This is a genomic window from Klebsiella sp. CN_Kp073, assembly GCF_040065495.2.
GTDB lineage: Bacteria > Pseudomonadota > Gammaproteobacteria > Enterobacterales > Enterobacteriaceae > Klebsiella > Klebsiella aerogenes.
The window spans coordinates 3643836-3659808 of the sequence record NZ_CM198051.1 but is presented as its reverse complement, the minus strand read 5'-3'; the positions used below and the strand labels follow the sequence as shown (position 1 = coordinate 3659808).

The window sequence follows — 15973 nt, the reverse complement described above, 5'->3', positions numbered from 1 at the left end:
TAACTATTCTCATTATATTGCCGTGATTTACCTCACGGCAATGCTTATCCCTAACCATAGCGAAAATAGTGACGCAGTGTAAGATGCTTGTAAAACACAGGTTAGCTTTTTGTCTTTTAGCGGTGCAAATTACAGCAAAAAGGCGAAAAAAAACCCTCCGCAGGGAGGGCTATGGCGTTATCTGGCGATAAACTGATATTCCGTCAGGCTAACGTACTCGGCGCCGGGCCGTAATACGCAATCTGGCTGCGGCCAATGCGGATGATTGGGGGAGTCCGGCAGGAACTCGCTCTCCAGCGCCAGCCCTTGCCAGTCGCCGTAAGGTTGACTGCCGCGCGATGGCGTGCCGCCGAGATAGTTACCGGAATAAAACTGCAGCGCCGGGGCCGAGGTATACACCGTCAGCTGTAGCTTTTCATCCTGCGACCAGACATGCGCCGCCGGCTGGCGGGCGTCGCCTTTGGCCTGCAGCAGAAAGGCGTGATCGTAACCTTTCACTTTTTGCTGGTCAGCATCGGCAAGAAACTCTCCGGCAAGCACTTTCGGCGCGCGGAAATCAAAACTGGTGTACTCCACGTCGCGCAAATCGCCATACGGAATACCGTCGCTCTCGACCGGCAAATACTGGTCGGCGAAAATCTGCAGACGGTGGTTGCGCACGTCGCCCTGCACGCCATCAAGATTGAAATAGACGTGATTAGTCATATTCACCGGACAGGGTTTATCTACGGTGGCGCGATACTCAATCGAAATACGGTTATCGTCAGTCAGACGATAGCGCGCCGTTGCCTGCAGGTGGCCAGGGTAGCCCTGATCGCCGTCGGCGGAGTCGAGCGCGAATAGTACCTGGCTGTCGTCGTGGCTGACAATTTGCCAGCGGCGCTTGTCGAAGCCGTCCGGCCCACCGTGGAGCTGGTGGCCCGCGTCGGTAGAAGGGGACAGCGCCACGCTATGGCCGTCAAGCGTAAAGCGGCTGTGGGCTATGCGGTTGGCGTAGCGGCCGACCGATGCGCCGAGATAGGCCGCCTGTTCGCTATACAGCTGCGGCGTCGCGCAGCCAAGTAACGCTTCGCGCAGGCTGCCATCGGCAAGCTTCACTTTAGCCGAAAGCAGGGTGGCGCCCCAGTCCATCAGCGTGACCGTCATCCCCGCGTGGTTACGCAGGGTGATCAGGTTCCACGGCTGTCCGTCGGGCGCGAGTTCGCGGGTTAGCGTTAGCATTGGCCGGCTCCCTGGGATGGTTTGCAGACGTAAAAAGTCTCTTTAATGCCGGTTTTCGCTTCATACTGAGCGGCTACCGCCTGCTGTACTTTTTCAACCAATGCTTCCGGCATCAGGGCAACGATACAGCCGCCAAAGCCGCCGCCGGTCATCCGCACGCCGCCCTTGTCGCCGATAACCTCTTTGACAATCTCAACCAGCGTATCAATTTGCGGTACGGTGATTTCAAAATCATCGCGCATGGAAGCGTGAGACTCCGCCATCAGTTCGCCCATACGCTGCAGGTCGCCGTTTGCCAGCGCCTTCGCCGCTTCAACGGTACGAGCGTTTTCGGTTAATACATGACGCACGCGTTTCGCCACAATCGGGTCCAGCTCGTGGGCCACGGCATTAAACTGCGCAAGCTCAACGTCACGTAGAGCGGGCTGCTGGAAGAAACGCGCGCCGGTTTCACACTGTTCGCGGCGGGTGTTGTATTCGCTGCCCACCAGCGTGCGTTTAAAGTTGCTGTTGATAATCACCACCGCGACGCCTTTCGGCATCGACACCGCTTTGGTGCCAAGTGTACGGCAGTCGATCAGCAGCGCATGATCTTTTTTACCCAGCGCCGAAATAAGCTGGTCCATAATGCCGCAATTACAGCCGACGAACTGGTTTTCCGCTTCCTGGCCGTTAAGGGCGATTTGCGCGCCGTCGAGCGGCAGATGATACAGCTGCTGGAACACGGTGCCGACGGCGACTTCCAGCGACGCCGAGGAGCTTAACCCCGCGCCCTGCGGTACGTTGCCGCTGATGACCAGATCGGCGCCGCCGAAGTGGCTATTGCGCTTTTGCAGATGTTTGACCACGCCGCGGACGTAGTTTGACCACTGTTGGGTGTCGTGGCTAACGATAGGCGCATCGAGGGAAAACTCGTCGCGCTGGTTGTCATAATCGGCGGCAATGACCCGCACGATACGGTCGGAACGCGGCGCGCAGCTGACTACGGTTTGATAGTCAATGGCGCACGGCAGCACGAAACCATCGTTGTAATCGGTATGTTCGCCAATCAGGTTGACGCGGCCCGGCGCCTGAATGACGTGACTGGCAGGGTAGCCAAACTGTTCAGCAAACAGCGCCTGGGTGTTCTCTTTCAGACTCATTGTTCAACTCCTGATTCACGAAAATGGATATCGCTAACGGCACGTAACTTTTCGGCGGCTTGTTCCGCCGTGAGATCGCGCTGGGTTTCGGCTAGCATTTCGTAACCGACCATAAATTTGCGCACCGTGGCGGAGCGCAACAGCGGCGGGTAAAAGTGAGCGTGCAGCTGCCAGTGTTGATTATCTTCGTTATTAAACGGCGCGCCGTGCCAGCCCATGGAGTAGGGGAAGGAGGTCTGGAACAGGTTGTCGTAACGGCTGGTCAGCTTTTTCAGCGCCAGCGCCAGGTCGTGGCGCTGGGCTGCGGTTAAATCGGTCAGGCGCTGAATATGCGCTTTTGGCAGCAGCAGCGTCTCAAAGGGCCAGGCTGCCCAATAGGGGACCATGGCCAGCCAGTGTTCGGTTTCTACAACGGTACGGCTGCCGTCGGCCAGTTCGCGTTGCACATAATCCACCAGCATCGGTGAACCCTGCTCAGCGAAATATTTTTTTTGCAGACGGTCTTCACGTTCCGCCTCATTAGGCAGGAAGCTGTTGGCCCAAACCTGGCCGTGAGGGTGCGGGTTGGAGCAGCCCATCGCCGCCCCTTTATTTTCGAAGACCTGGACCCAGGGGTAACTTTTCCCAAGGTCCGCGGTCTGCTCTTGCCACGTTTTAACCACGCCTTCCAGTGCTTCAATGCTCAGTTCCGGCAGCGTTTTGCTGTGGTCTGGCGAGAAGCAGATAACCCGACTGGTGCCGCGCGCACTTTGGCAGCGCATCAGCGGATCGTCGCTCTCCGGGGCGTCCGGCGTATCGGTCATCAATGCCGCAAAATCGTTGGTAAACACGTAAGTGCCGGTGTAATTCGGGTTAGTGTCGCCGGTGACGCGGGTATTACCCGGGCACAAGAAACAATCCGCATCGTGCGCGGGCAACGTTTGTTTTGCCGGCGTCTCCTGCGCCCCTTGCCAGGGGCGCTTGGCACGATGCGGTGAAACCAGAATCCACTGCCCGGTTAACGGGTTATAACGACGGTGCGGATGGTCGACGGGGTTAAATTGCGTCATGGTATTTCCTTAGAGCCTTTCCTTTAGGCGATTAGTCCGGATAACCCTGCGGATGACGGGACTGCCAGTGCCAGGTGTCCTGCGCCATTTCGTCAAGGTTGCGCGTCACGCGCCAGTTCAGCTCGCGGTCGGCTTTGGCGGCATCAGCCCAGTAGGCTGGGAGATCGCCATCGCGGCGCGGCGCGAAGTGATAATTAATCGGTTTACCGCAGGCTTTGCTGAAGGCGTTGACCACGTCCAGCACGCTGCTGCCGACGCCTGCGCCAAGGTTGTAGATATGCACGCCGGCTTTATTCGCCAGTTTTTCCATGGCGGCGACGTGGCCGTCGGCGAGGTCCATCACGTGGATGTAGTCGCGCACGCCGGTGCCGTCTTCGGTCGGGTAGTCGTTACCGAAAATCGCCAGTGATTCGCGACGGCCAACGGCAACCTGCGCGATATACGGCATCAGGTTGTTCGGGATACCCTGCGGATCTTCGCCCATATCGCCTGATGGATGCGCGCCGACCGGGTTGAAGTAGCGCAGCAGCGCGATGCTCCAGTCCGGTTGGGCTTTCTGCAGGTCGGCGAGGATCTGCTCAACCATCAGTTTGCTTTTACCGTAGGGGCTTTGCGGGGTACCGGTCGGGAAACTTTCAACATAAGGGATCTTTGGCTGGTCGCCGTAGACGGTCGCGGAGGAGCTAAAAATAAAGTTTTTAACGCCAGCCGCGCGCATAGCGGAAACTAATTTCAGTGTACCGGTGACGTTATTGTCGTAATATTCCAGCGGCTTGGCGACGGACTCGCCGACGGCTTTCAGGCCGGCAAAATGGATCACCGCTTCAATGGCGTGATCGTGCAGAATTTCCGTCATCAGCGCTTCATTACGAATATCGCCTTCGACAAAGGTGGCTTTCTTGCCGCCGAGACGTTCAATGACCGGCAATACGCTGCGTTTACTGTTGCAGAGATTGTCGAGAATAATCACATCATGTCCCTGCAGCAGCAGCTGTACGCAAGTATGACTTCCAATGTAACCGCTACCACCTGTGACCAGTACTTTCATGATTCGCTCCAATAGGCTTATCGTGTGAGAAGAAGATAGCATACCAAAGAAGGCAAAAGTGTGACACAGGCTAAAATAGTGGAATCGTTTACACTTGGTGCAACATTAAGACTGATTTTATATAATCTTTTATAAAACAGTTAGTTGTTGTGATTTTTGGTTATTTCTCTGAAAAAATACAGGGATCCGCAGACCCCTGTATAGCGCTATTCTGCCAGCGTGCCGAGGTGGTAAGTGTAACCGTCTCCACTACGAATAAACTCCAGACGGTGGGTAATGCAGTCAGGGGCATCTTCGGCATGATGCGATACAAACAGCAGCTGCGTGGCCCCTTCGCCAATCAAAACATCAACGAAACGACGTACCAGTTGACGATTCAGCGGATCTAAACCCTGTAAAGGTTCATCGAGTATCAGTAAGGTCGGGTGTTTAACCAGCGCGCGAACGATCAGCGCCAGCCGCTGCTGTCCCCACGACAAACTATGGAACGGGGCGTCGGCGGTGCGTTTATCAATGCCCAGAATATCCAGCCAGCGCTGGACCAGCTTGTGCTGTTTATCAGAGACCGCCTGATAAATGCCGATCGAATCAAAATAGCCGGAAAGGATCACGTTACGCACGTTAGTGCTGACGCGGTATTCCAGATGCAGGCTGCTACTGACATAGCCAATATGTTTTTTGATATCCCAGATGGTCTCGCCGCTGCCGCGGCGGCGGCCAAACAGCGTCAGGTCGTTGCTGTAACCCTGCGGATGGTCGCCGGTGATCAGGCTCAGCAATGTGGATTTGCCCGCGCCGTTGGGACCGACAATTTGCCAGTGTTCGCCGGGATTCACCGTCCAGCTTAGCTGATTAATGATCGCTTTATCGTTATACGACACCGTGCCGTCGTTAAGAATGATAAGCGGAGCGTTCTCCGCTAAGTCGTGCCGCGCGGCGGGAGCATCCGGTTCCGGGAGCGTCATGCCAGTAAGCTTCTCGCTGTGCGCCAGTTGGGCAATCAGCGCCTGTTGCAGTAAGGCCTGTTTCTCGCCGATTTCGCTCAGCGTGCAATCCGCCAGCACGCCGGCATATTCAATAAATTCCGGGATCTCATCAAAGCGGTTGAGAACCAGTACCAGGGTGATGCCATCCTGATGCAGGCTGGCCAGCAGGTCGGCCAACTGTTGGCGAGAAGCGACATCCAGGCCATCAAACGGTTCGTCGAGGATCAGCAGGTCGGGATCGCTCATCAGCGCCTGACAGAGGAGCGTTTTGCGGGTTTCGCCCGTCGACAGATATTTAAAGCGCCGCGTCAGCAGGTGGCTAATACCAAACTGCTCCGCCAGCCGGGCACAGCGTTCCGGGTCGCGTTTTTCATCTTCGATGATTTCTGCGGTAGTGCGTCCGGTGTCTTCTTCGCCGGGGCTAAGCATATCGGTGTTGTTGCGTTGCCACTCGTCGCTGACCAGTTTCTGCAGCTGTTCGAAGGAGAGGCGAGTCGTACGCTGAAATGTGCTTTCGCGCTGCCCGTTGAGTAGAGTCAGTTCGCCGGCCAGCGCTCTGGCCAGCGCCGATTTACCGCTACCGTTACTGCCGACGAAAGCCCAGCTTTCGCCAGCACGTAGCGTGAGGCGATCGATATATAAGGTTTTTATATCGCTAAGGCGAAACGTGCCTTGCGAAATTTGCAATGATGACATTGTGTATCCCACTTTTTGCAGCGTTGTACTTCAGGGATACGTCTTCACGGCAATAAAGTCAATGCCATTAGCATAAGGTGGCCAGAATGATGCGATCGGCATTGAAGTAAGCGATCGCCTGCGCGCCCTCCTGCAAACCGTCAATTTGCGCCGTTGACAGCGTGGCGCACAGGTTTTGCCCATCCGGCAACGCCATGATGACTTCACACCGATCGGTGCCGCGTTCAATGCGGCTAATGCGCCCGGTAAGCTGGTTGTCCGCCTGCTGCGCCACGGCGTGATCCAGCGTGATGCCGACCCACGGCGCTTTCAGCAACACCAGCACTTCCTGGCCTTCATCGAGCCCGAGACGGTCGGCGCTTTGTGCGGTAATGGCGACTTTAAAACGGGTTTGGCCGTCCGCCAGCAGCACGTCGACATGTTGCTGTACCTGCTGGTGGTCGCGACCGGTGATGGTGCCGAACCACTGGTTGCGGGCGCTGGTTTGTAACGAGAAGCGGGAAATCGCCGCCAGCAAACTGTCGAGGGGCAGGGCGTCATCGTCGCTTAGTACGTCGAAGGCTTTTTGTTGAATCTGCGCCAACAGATCGTACAACTGAATCAACCGCTGGCCATAGCGGGTCAGCACCGCGCCGCCGCCGCCTTTACCGCCGGTGGCGCGGTCGACCAGCGACTGCTCGCTGAGCTGGTTCATTTCGTTGATCGCATCCCATGCGCTTTTATAGCTGATACCGGCGTTCTTCGCCCCCTGGCTAATTGAGCCAGTCCGATCAATCTGCTTGAGTAGGGCGATCCGGCGGGGATCGGCGAACAGGCGCTGCTGAAGTTTAAGCGTAAGAAGGATTTCGGCCTGCATAATCAATTCCTGACGTAAAAAGCGTATTGTGAACGATAGCGCCTATCTTGCAACAGCCATCTGCCGCGGCGGCGAGGCACCGCACAAATGGGGCGTGTTTTTCCGGCCAAAATGGTTACAATGAAATATTCGTACTATCTGGAGCCAACCATGTTAGAGCTGTTGAAAAGTCTGGTATTTGCTGTCGTCATGGTACCTGTGGTGATGGCGGTCATCCTCGGTCTGATTTACGGTCTCGGTGAAGTGTTCAACCTTTTCTCCGGCGCCGGTCATAAAGACAGCAGCCAGCAAAACCACTGATTTCCCCAACGCCCGGCCCGCCGGGCGTTTTCTTTTGTCCCCATCCTGATTACCCCTAATTGGCGCTGTGAAATTCTCACCATAGTCGTTATATTATTCATTACATAACGAATAAACAGGAGTTTCCAATGGCAGGTCAATGGTCGCGTTTACTTACCGGGGCGGTATTAACGCTCTGCGTTTCTGGTCATGCGCTGGCGCAGGACGGCAAAATAACCGTTTTTGCCGCGGCGTCGTTAACTAACGCTATGCAGGATATCGCCCAGGCGTATAAAAAAGAGCGTCATGTCGAGGTGGTTTCTTCCTTTGCCTCTTCCTCCACGCTGGCGCGCCAGATTGAAGCCGGCGCGCCTGCCGATCTATTTATTTCTGCGGATCAGAAATGGATGGACTATGCCGTAGACAAAAAATCAATCGATACGGCTTCCCGCACCACGCTGCTGGGCAATAGCCTGGTGGTGGTGGCGCCGAAAGCCAGCGATCGCGGCGATATCGCCATTAATGATAAAACCGACTGGGTCAGCCTGCTGCAAGGCGGGCGTCTGGCGGTCGGCGATCCGGATCACGTGCCGGCGGGGATCTACGCGAAAGAAGCGCTGCAGAAACTGGGGGCCTGGGAGACGTTGTCGCCGAAGCTCGCGCCGGCAGAAGACGTGCGCGGCGCGCTGGCGCTGGTGGAGCGCAACGAAGCGCCGCTGGGCATCGTCTACGGCTCTGATGCCGTCGCCAGCAAGGGGGTTAAAGTGGTGGGCACCTTCCCGGAGGATTCGCACAAAAAAGTCGAGTATCCGCTGGCTATCGTTGATGGGCATAAAAATGCTACCGTAACCGCGTTTTACGACTACCTCAAAGGCCCGGAAGCCTCGGCTATCTTTAAACGTTACGGATTCACCACACAGCAATGATTTTAAGCGATCCCGAATGGCAGGCGGTACTGCTGAGCCTGAAAGTTTCATCCCTGGCGGTGGTTTGCAGCTTACCTTTTGGGATCTTTTTTGCCTGGCTGCTGGTGCGCCGCCATTTTCCCGGCAAAGCGTTACTCGATAGTATTATACATCTACCGCTGGTGCTGCCGCCGGTGGTGGTCGGCTATCTGCTGCTGATTTCCATGGGGCGGCGCGGCTTTATTGGCAGTTGGTTATACGACTGGTTTGGTCTGACTTTCGCCTTCAGCTGGCGGGGGGCGGTACTGGCGGCGGCGGTGATGTCATTCCCGCTGATGGTGCGGGCGATTCGCCTCGCCCTTGAAGGGGTGGACGTAAAGCTTGAACAGGCGGCGCGCACCCTCGGGGCTAATCGCTGGCGGGTATTTTTCACCATCACGCTGCCGTTGACTCTGCCGGGCATTATTGTCGGTACGGTGCTGGCTTTCGCCCGTTCGCTGGGGGAGTTTGGCGCGACGATCACCTTTGTCTCAAACATTCCTGGCGAAACGCGCACCATTCCTTCCGCGATGTATACCCTGATTCAAACGCCAGGCAGCGAAGGCGCCGCCGCGCGGTTGTGCATCATCTCTATTGTCCTGGCGCTGGTATCGCTGCTGGTCTCCGAATGGCTGGCGCGCCTTAGCCGTAAGCGGATGGGAAAATAACTATGCTGGAGCTCGATTTTAGCCAGACGCTGGGCAACCACTGTCTTGAAGTACATGAAACCCTGCCCGCCAGCGGCATTACCGCAATTTTCGGCGTCTCGGGCGCGGGCAAAACCTCGCTGATTAATGCGATCGGCGGGCTGACGCAGCCGCAGCAGGGGCGCATTGTGCTCAATGGTCGGGTACTCAATGACGCGCGACAGCGTATCTGCCTGGCGCCGGAGAAGCGGCGCATCGGCTACGTGTTTCAGGACGCGCGGCTGTTTCCGCACTACAAAGTGCGCGGCAACCTGAAATATGGGATGGCCAAAAGCATGGCCGCGCAATTTGATAAGCTGGTGGCGTTGTTGGGCATTGAGCACCTGCTTGAACGACTGCCCGGTAGTTTGTCCGGCGGGGAAAAACAGCGGGTGGCGATTGGCCGCGCCCTGTTGACCGCGCCGGAATTGCTGCTGCTGGATGAGCCGCTGGCCTCGCTGGATATTCCGCGCAAGCGCGAATTACTCCCCTATTTACAGAGACTGGCGCGCGAGATCCACATCCCGATGCTATATGTCAGCCACTCGCTGGATGAAATTCAGCACCTGGCCGATAACGTGCTGGTGCTGGAGGCGGGGAAAGTGAAGGCGTTTGGCGATCTCGAAACGGTCTGGAGCAGCAGCGTGATGCATCCTTGGCTGCCGCAGGAGCAGCAGAGCACAATTCTTAACGTCTCGGTCATCGCGCAGCATCCGCAATATGCGATGACCGCGCTGGCGCTGGGCGATCAGCAACTATGGGTTAATCAACTGGCGCGGGAGCCGGGCGAAGCGGCGCGTATTCGTATTCAGGCGTCGGATGTGTCGCTGGTGCTGGAGCATCCGCGACAGACCAGTATCCGGAATATTCTGCGCGCACAGGTTGTTGGCTGCGTGGAAACCAACGGTCAGATTGAGGTACAGCTTACGGTCAGCGGCAAAACGCTATGGGCGCGAATTAGCCCGTGGGCGCGGGATGACCTGGGTGTCAGCCCAGGCCAGTGGCTGTATGCGCAAATTAAGAGCGTGTCGATCGCGGCCTGATTACAGCAAGTTACGATTGATAAAGTCGGCAATGCTGGTGGTTTCGTTTTCGCCGATCACCACCTTGGCCCGCGCTTTTACTTCCTCAACCGCGTTACCCATCGCCACGCCGGTCCCGGCGGCTTCCAGCATGCTGAGGTCGTTGTAGTTATCGCCAAAAGCGATGACGTCCTGCATGGATAATCCTTGCGCGGCGACCCACTGTGCCAGGCGTTTGCCTTTACTATTGCCGGCGCGGGCGATATCAACCTGATCGTGCCACGACCATTCGCATTCCAGGCCCAGTTTCTGGCCGACGGTCTGCGCGAAGGCCTGCAGTTTCGGGATATTTTCGTCGGTAAGGGCGAATTTCCATACCGCTTGTACTTCACGCGCCGCCTGCGCCAGAGAATTCACCTGGGTGAAAACCGGGCGTTGTTCAACCGGCAACGACTGCGCCCAGTTAGTGGTGCGGATCACGTGGCCGGTCGGACGTTCATAAAGCATGGCGTTATCGACGTACATCAGACCGTGAATATCGTGTTCGGCGAGCATGTTGGTCAGGCTGAGGGCTTTATCCACCGGCATCGGATCGGACTCGAGAACCTTTTTTGCATGATAATCATACAAATAGGTACCATTACAACAAATTGCAGGTGTATCGAGAGCCAGTGCCTGATAAAAAGGATGGATAGCGACGTGATGTCGGCCGGTTACGACGATCACCTGATATCCAGCCTCCCGGGCGCGAGCCAGCGCATCGAGCGACGCCGGAAGAATCGTTTTTTTCGAGGTCAGTAGGGTGCCGTCTAAATCGAGGGCGATCACGCGTGAGGTCATGTGTTGGTTCCGGTAAATGATGAAAAGTTGTCTGCCATGATGGTACACGGCTTCGTCTCAGGGGCAAATTTTTCAGCATCTACCGTTAAAAACGTCTATACCATTCATCGTTGCGTCGCGCGCCGGATGAAATGTATAACGATGTCCACGAGCAGTTTCACGAGCAGTGAGGAAAGGAGTAGTCATGAAACAAACCGTATATACCGCCAGCCCGGAGAGCCATCAGATTCACGTCTGGAGCCTCAATGCTGAGGGAAATCTGACATTGGTTCAGGTTGTTGATGCCCCGGGCCAGGTGCAGCCGATGGTGGTAAGTCCGAACAAAGAGTATCTCTATGTCGGCGTTCGTCCGGAGTTTCGCGTCCTGGCTTACCGCATTGCGCCAGATAATGGCGCGCTGACTTTCGCCGGTGAAGCTGCGCTGCCGGGGAGCCCGACGCATATCTCCACCGACCATCAGGGCCGTTTTGTTTTTAGCGCTTCCTACAATCAGGGTTGCGTGAGCGTGACGCCATTGATTGACGGCCTGCCGGGCGAAACGGTCACCGTCGTCGAGGGGCTGGAAGGCTGTCACTCGGCCAATATTTCGCCGGACAACCGCACGCTATGGGTACCGGCGCTGAAGCAGGATCGTATTTGCCTGTTTAACCTGAGCGACGACGGCTATCTGGCCGCACAGGAGCCGGCGGAAGTCACTACCGTTGAAGGCGCCGGTCCGCGGCATATGGTGTTCCATCCGAACCAGCAGTATGGCTACTGTGTGAATGAACTGAACAGCTCCGTTGACGTGTGGGAGCTTAAAGATCCGCACGGGAAAATTGAGTGCGTGCAGACGCTGGATATGATGCCGCCAGATTTCACCGGCGTGCGCTGGGCTGCGGATATTCATATTACGCCGGATGGCCGTCATCTTTATGCCTGCGATCGTACCGCCAGCATTATCACCATCTTCAGCGTTTCTGAAGACGGTAGCGTACTGTCTATTGAAGGCTACCAGCCGACCGAAGCGCAGCCGCGCGGCTTTAATCTCGATCACAGCGGTAAGTATTTGATTGCCGCCGGGCAGAAATCGCATCATATCGCAGTATATGAAATTGCCGGCGAGCAGGGGCTGTTAAAAGAGAAAGGGCGTTATGCCGTTGGTCAGGGACCGATGTGGGTAGTGGTTAACGCGCATTAATGTGCTACTGATGGAATAAAAAAACCTCGCGCCGCGAGGTTTTTTTATTCGGACTGACAGGCTTAAATATCATCCATCGTATAGCCGACGACAATTTCCAGCGTCTTGCGAATCACATCCGCGGTGACCACGTTATCGGTGGTTTCCAGGGCATTGATCAACCATAAAATAAGCGCCTTATTGCTCAGATGCCCATCTGAGCTGAGGATGCTGTCGATTGCCAGCGACATTACCGCAGATTCATCGACTAATTTATCTCCGGCGGCGCGGAAATATTCTGAGAGCGCTCTATCCTGCAGTCCTGCGTAAATATCTGATTGCTGATGCATAGTCTGTCTCATCATATTCTCACTTGTTTATTAAACTTGATTGGGGATCAGTGTATTTTTTTACCCGTCGGTTCGACGTTACCATCCACAACAACGGCTCTGTTTTCCCACTGGCCGTTAATCTTTTTAATGACCGGAGCGTGATTGCCGCGCGTCGTGAGTCTGACGCTAATTTCATCAATAACGGCAATAATTGCATTCCTTCGCTGGTGGTTCGTTTCCGCTGCCTGCATTAACCGAAGTTTGACTAGCAGCGTCGGAATATTAATTGGCCGGTTTGTTTTAAGAAGGGATAAAACCGCCTCGCCAATAATCTCATCGCTAACCCGTTCTGATTGACTGCTTTTCATCATCGTCCCTCTGCATGCCTCGTTGTTCCTGTAAGCCAGGTCAGGTGCAGGCCGACAGTCAGCGTTTACTCCTGACGCTCAAACAGCAGGCCAATCAACGTTTGATAATGATTTTCTTCTTCCGGAGCTCGTGCGACGTCAAGACGGCTCAGTAACTTGGTGCAGAGCGCTTTGCGGTTTAAATGCCGCCCTTCGGTGAGTATGTCCATCACGATTTCGCCCAGCGTCTCCTGCTGGGAAGGTAACGATGCTTTGTTGAAATACTGGGCTATCGCGTTCGCTGTATCTGGAATGTAACCATTCTGCTGCATATGCGCTCCTTTAATTTCACTCATCTGTTAACTGTGAGTAAACTTATACAATAATCTTTAACTTGTACATAGCGTGTTGCGCAATAAATTGTGATTGGAGTATAGTTTGTTGAAAACTAACGATAAATTTGTTGTTTTTTTATTTTGTGTAAAATTGCGATGAGGATTCTAAGCGTGACAGTTTGTACAAGATTATACGGCCTGGCGGCGTTGTGTGTTCAATTTTTGTTAATATAAATACTTGTTTCGCAAGACGTATCGAACAGTAACTGCTACTGTGAATGCTTATACCTCTCATCTGGAATCGCTATGCTCACCACCATCATTTATCGCAGCCATATCTGCGACGATGTCTCATTCAAATCGCTCGAGTCGATGGTTGCTGCGGCTAACGAGAGAAATGGTCAGGCGGATGTCACCGGTATTTTACTTTTTAACGGTACGCATTTCTTCCAACTCATTGAGGGACCGGAAGAAAACGTACAGCAAATCTATCGGCATATTTGCGCGGACCCGCGTCATTACAATCTGGTGGAGCTTCTGTGCGATTACGCGCCGTCTCGCCGCTTTGGTAAGGTCGGCATGGAGCTGTTTGATTTAAGGGAACACGATCGCGACGCGGTATTACAGAACGTGCTGGATAAGGGGACGACAAAATATCAGCTGACTTACGACGACCGGGCGCTACATTTTTTCCGTACCTTTGTCGAAGCGACGGAAAAAGAGAATTATTATGAAATTCCGTCAGCTGATAGCTGGGATTTTACTGCTGATGAGAGCTCGTTTTACCCGGCTGCGCCCTGTATCGACCGCGCTGAATCATGTTGTTTTGCTTTTCAGCCGGTGGTTGACCCTTTTGCCTGTGAAATAGTCTCCTGGGAAGCGCTGCTACGCACCGTTGACGGAGAGCCGCCTGCGGCCTATTTTGCCGGTTTGTCCAGCGATGAGGTTTACGTCGCGGATTTGCAATGTAAACGGGTTGCGTTGGCCATTGCCGGTAAATTAGGCCTGCGTGAACGTACGCTGACCATCAACCTGCTGCCGATGACGCTGGTGAAAGTGGCGGATGCGGTGCCATTTCTGCTAACGGAAATTCAGCGCAACGATCTGATCCCGGAACAGATTATTGTTGAATTCACCGAGCGTGAAGTGATCTCGCGAATGGATGAGTTTACCGATGCCGTACGCAAATTGAAGGGGGCGGGAATTCGCGTCGCTATCGATCACTTTGGCGCCGGTTTTGCCGGGCTATCGCTGCTGGCGCACTATCAACCGGATCGAATTAAAATTGATCAGCAGCTGATCCGCAATATCCATCGTGACGGGCCGCGTCAGGCTATCGTGCAGGCGATTATTAAATGCTGTCACTCGCTGGAAATTTCCGTATCGGTGGTTGGCGTTGAGCAGGCGGAGGAGTGGATGTGGCTGGAGGCGGCGGGTATTTCTCATTTTCAGGGAAATCTGTTTGCCAGTCCGCGACTGGGTGGCCTGCCGGCTATCGCCTGGCCGGGGAAAATATGATCCACTCTGAGATAGCGTAAACGCACTTTCATCCTTTTTCCCGCAAGCTGTGAGCTACAACCTGATATCTTTATCTGTACAAGAAAAGAGAGTTGTACAGTATGCCTAAATTCGTTAGTTTAGGCGCTAAAGTATCAGGTTGAGAAAAGGCGGCTTATGGCTTTTTACAGTATCGGTGAAGTAGCCGAGCGTTGCGGAATCAATCCGGTCACCCTTCGAGCCTGGCAGCGGCGTTATGGTTTGCTGAAACCGCAGCGTAGCGAAGGCGGGCACCGTCAGTTTGGTGAAGAAGATATTCAGCGAATCGAAGAAATTAAGCGCTGGATAGAGCGTGGTGTTTCAGTGGGCAAAGTGAAGGCGCTGCTTGAAGGCCAGCTACCTGCCGCCCGTGACGAATCCGCACAGTTGCAGGAAGAGATGATGAGTATCCTGCGCTATATGCAGCCGGCAAAAATCCGCGCCAAAATCACCGCATTAAGCCATCAGCATCCCGTCGACACCCTGCTTGATAGCCTGTTCGCGCCGGTGCGCCAGCGGCTGAAACTCGATCAAAATACCTCAATGGTCATTAGTAGCATGTTGGATGGCATATTGATTGATTGCGTGGCGCTGTTTTTAGCGGAATCGCGTAAAAAAAATGGTAAGGAGACGCTGCTGGTGGGGTGGGGGAATGAAGACCGCACCGACCTATGGCTGGAAGCCTGGCGCCTTTCTCAGCGTGGCTGGCACGTCAACGTGCTGGCGGAACCGTTAGAATCTCCTCGCCCGGAGCTGTTTCCTGGGCAACATATCTTCGTCTGGACCGGGCGCCCCGCTTCGCCGCTGCAACTGGAGCTGCTGGGCCACTGGCAGGAACAGGGTTTCAGTATTCACTTCCACGGTAACGAATAAAAAAACCTGCCTTTTAAGTGAGGCAGGTTTCTGTTTGCTCACGCCGCGCGCGCTTACAGATGGATTTGACTCCAGGACTTAAATGTTTCGCTACGGCTGATATTAAAGAAATCTGTCCTGCCGCTGCAGCCAAGTTTTTTTATCAGATTCAAGCGGATTTGATAAATAGTCTTAATATGCAAGTTTAGCGAGCGACCAATACTGGCAATGGCTTCGCCATTACTGATGAGCTGAATGACTTTCTTTTCTCGCTCGGTAAACTGTATCAGTTCGCCAGGAGAAGTATGCGATTTATAATATCGGGTCGGTTGATTGAGAAATGTTTTTAATTCAGCAGGGGTCGATCTGGCGGGGATGCGTAACATTGGCAGTTCGCTAAGGAAATTAAGATCGTTGCCTTCAGTTAATAAAACAAAAACCGTCTCCCGGCGATTGTATTTATGCTGTAATACCGAAAAATAACTGTCGCTGGTAAAAAAGACATGTTTTTTACTGAAGCATCTTTCTGGCAGCGTACGCAGAATGAGGCTGATGCCGCTCAGAAGATAGTGGTTGTCAATCCACAGGTCATAGCGTTCGGAACAAATGTGCGTGTGTTTACTGAACATTTTGGTCTCCACGA

General features: G+C 54.5%; 18 protein-coding genes. 7 read left to right on the top strand and 11 right to left on the bottom strand.

What is annotated here, in order from left to right; all coding sequences use genetic code 11:
* Window positions 1-177: 177 nt before the first annotated feature.
* From galM to modE, 6 genes are all read right to left on the bottom strand, one after another.
* Window positions 178-1221 (bottom strand): galactose-1-epimerase, encoded by a 1044-nt coding sequence (gene galM, locus ABLV66_RS17755; RefSeq protein WP_348876936.1) that lies wholly within the window; start codon window positions 1219-1221, stop codon window positions 178-180.
* On the bottom strand, window positions 1215-2363 hold the full coding sequence (galK, locus tag ABLV66_RS17750) for a galactokinase (RefSeq protein ID WP_045395085.1): 1149 nt from the start codon (window positions 2361-2363) through the stop codon (window positions 1215-1217). Before galK ends, galM begins: the two co-directional genes overlap by 7 nt.
* Window positions 2360-3412, bottom strand: coding sequence for a galactose-1-phosphate uridylyltransferase (galT, locus tag ABLV66_RS17745; RefSeq protein WP_348876935.1), 1053 nt, complete (start codon window positions 3410-3412; stop codon window positions 2360-2362). Before galT ends, galK begins: the two co-directional genes overlap by 4 nt.
* Before the next feature lie 31 nt (window positions 3413-3443).
* Window positions 3444-4460, bottom strand: coding sequence for a UDP-glucose 4-epimerase GalE (gene galE, locus ABLV66_RS17740; RefSeq protein WP_045364697.1), 1017 nt, complete (start codon window positions 4458-4460; stop codon window positions 3444-3446).
* Window positions 4461-4666: 206 nt separating this feature from the next.
* On the bottom strand, window positions 4667-6142 hold the full coding sequence (modF, locus tag ABLV66_RS17735; protein ID WP_047049197.1) for a molybdate ABC transporter ATP-binding protein ModF: 1476 nt from the start codon (window positions 6140-6142) through the stop codon (window positions 4667-4669).
* Window positions 6143-6209: 67 nt separating this feature from the next.
* Window positions 6210-6998, bottom strand: coding sequence for a molybdenum-dependent transcriptional regulator ModE (modE, locus tag ABLV66_RS17730; protein ID WP_348876934.1), 789 nt, complete (start codon window positions 6996-6998; stop codon window positions 6210-6212).
* Between the two features lie 150 nt (window positions 6999-7148).
* On the opposite strand from modE, the gene ABLV66_RS17725 reads away from it, so the two are divergent.
* The 4 genes from ABLV66_RS17725 (at window position 7149) to modC (ending at window position 9950) form a co-directional block, all read left to right on the top strand.
* Complete coding sequence (locus ABLV66_RS17725; protein WP_045395091.1) at window positions 7149-7298, top strand: AcrZ family multidrug efflux pump-associated protein; 150 nt, start codon at window positions 7149-7151, stop codon at window positions 7296-7298.
* A 128-nt stretch (window positions 7299-7426) separates the two neighbouring features.
* Window positions 7427-8203, top strand: coding sequence for a molybdate ABC transporter substrate-binding protein (gene modA, locus ABLV66_RS17720; protein ID WP_045395081.1), 777 nt, complete (start codon window positions 7427-7429; stop codon window positions 8201-8203).
* On the top strand, window positions 8200-8889 hold the full coding sequence (gene modB / locus ABLV66_RS17715; RefSeq protein ID WP_015367643.1) for a molybdate ABC transporter permease subunit: 690 nt from the start codon (window positions 8200-8202) through the stop codon (window positions 8887-8889). Before modA ends, modB begins: the two co-directional genes overlap by 4 nt.
* Window positions 8890-8891: 2 nt before the next feature.
* On the top strand, window positions 8892-9950 hold the full coding sequence (gene modC, locus ABLV66_RS17710) for a molybdenum ABC transporter ATP-binding protein ModC (protein ID WP_045395080.1): 1059 nt from the start codon (window positions 8892-8894) through the stop codon (window positions 9948-9950).
* On the opposite strand, the gene ABLV66_RS17705 is transcribed toward modC, so the two are convergent.
* Complete coding sequence (locus ABLV66_RS17705; protein WP_047050327.1) at window positions 9951-10769, bottom strand: pyridoxal phosphatase; 819 nt, start codon at window positions 10767-10769, stop codon at window positions 9951-9953.
* 184 nt (window positions 10770-10953) lie between these two features.
* On the opposite strand from ABLV66_RS17705, the gene pgl reads away from it, so the two are divergent.
* Window positions 10954-11949, top strand: a complete 996-nt coding sequence (gene pgl, locus ABLV66_RS17700) for a 6-phosphogluconolactonase (RefSeq protein WP_015367640.1) — start codon at window positions 10954-10956, stop codon at window positions 11947-11949.
* A gap of 62 nt (window positions 11950-12011) precedes the next feature.
* Here the strand turns inward: pgl and ABLV66_RS17695 are convergent, their stop codons facing one another.
* The 3 genes from ABLV66_RS17695 to ycgZ form a co-directional block, all read right to left on the bottom strand.
* The gene (locus tag ABLV66_RS17695) at window positions 12012-12278 is read right to left on the bottom strand and encodes a biofilm development regulator YmgB/AriR family protein (protein ID WP_045395077.1); all 267 of its coding nucleotides are present in this window, start codon (window positions 12276-12278) and stop codon (window positions 12012-12014) included.
* A gap of 47 nt (window positions 12279-12325) precedes the next feature.
* Complete coding sequence (locus tag ABLV66_RS17690) at window positions 12326-12628, bottom strand: YnaE/YdfK family cold shock protein (protein ID WP_045395090.1); 303 nt, start codon at window positions 12626-12628, stop codon at window positions 12326-12328.
* A 65-nt stretch (window positions 12629-12693) separates the two neighbouring features.
* A complete protein-coding gene (gene ycgZ, locus ABLV66_RS17685; protein ID WP_015367637.1) occupies window positions 12694-12939 on the bottom strand; it encodes a regulatory protein YcgZ in 246 nt (81 codons plus the stop codon).
* Window positions 12940-13248: 309 nt separating this feature from the next.
* Here ycgZ and ABLV66_RS17680 point away from each other — a divergent pair, with 309 nt between their 5' ends.
* Window positions 13249-14460, top strand: coding sequence for a diguanylate phosphodiesterase (locus ABLV66_RS17680; protein WP_047049188.1), 1212 nt, complete (start codon window positions 13249-13251; stop codon window positions 14458-14460).
* A gap of 156 nt (window positions 14461-14616) precedes the next feature.
* Window positions 14617-15351, top strand: a complete 735-nt coding sequence (locus ABLV66_RS17675) for a MerR family transcriptional regulator (RefSeq protein WP_348876933.1) — start codon at window positions 14617-14619, stop codon at window positions 15349-15351.
* Window positions 15352-15404: 53 nt separating this feature from the next.
* Here ABLV66_RS17675 and ABLV66_RS17670 read toward each other — a convergent pair whose 3' ends face one another.
* The gene (locus ABLV66_RS17670) at window positions 15405-15959 is read right to left on the bottom strand and encodes a helix-turn-helix transcriptional regulator (protein ID WP_045395089.1); all 555 of its coding nucleotides are present in this window, start codon (window positions 15957-15959) and stop codon (window positions 15405-15407) included.
* Window positions 15960-15973: the final 14 nt, after the last annotated feature.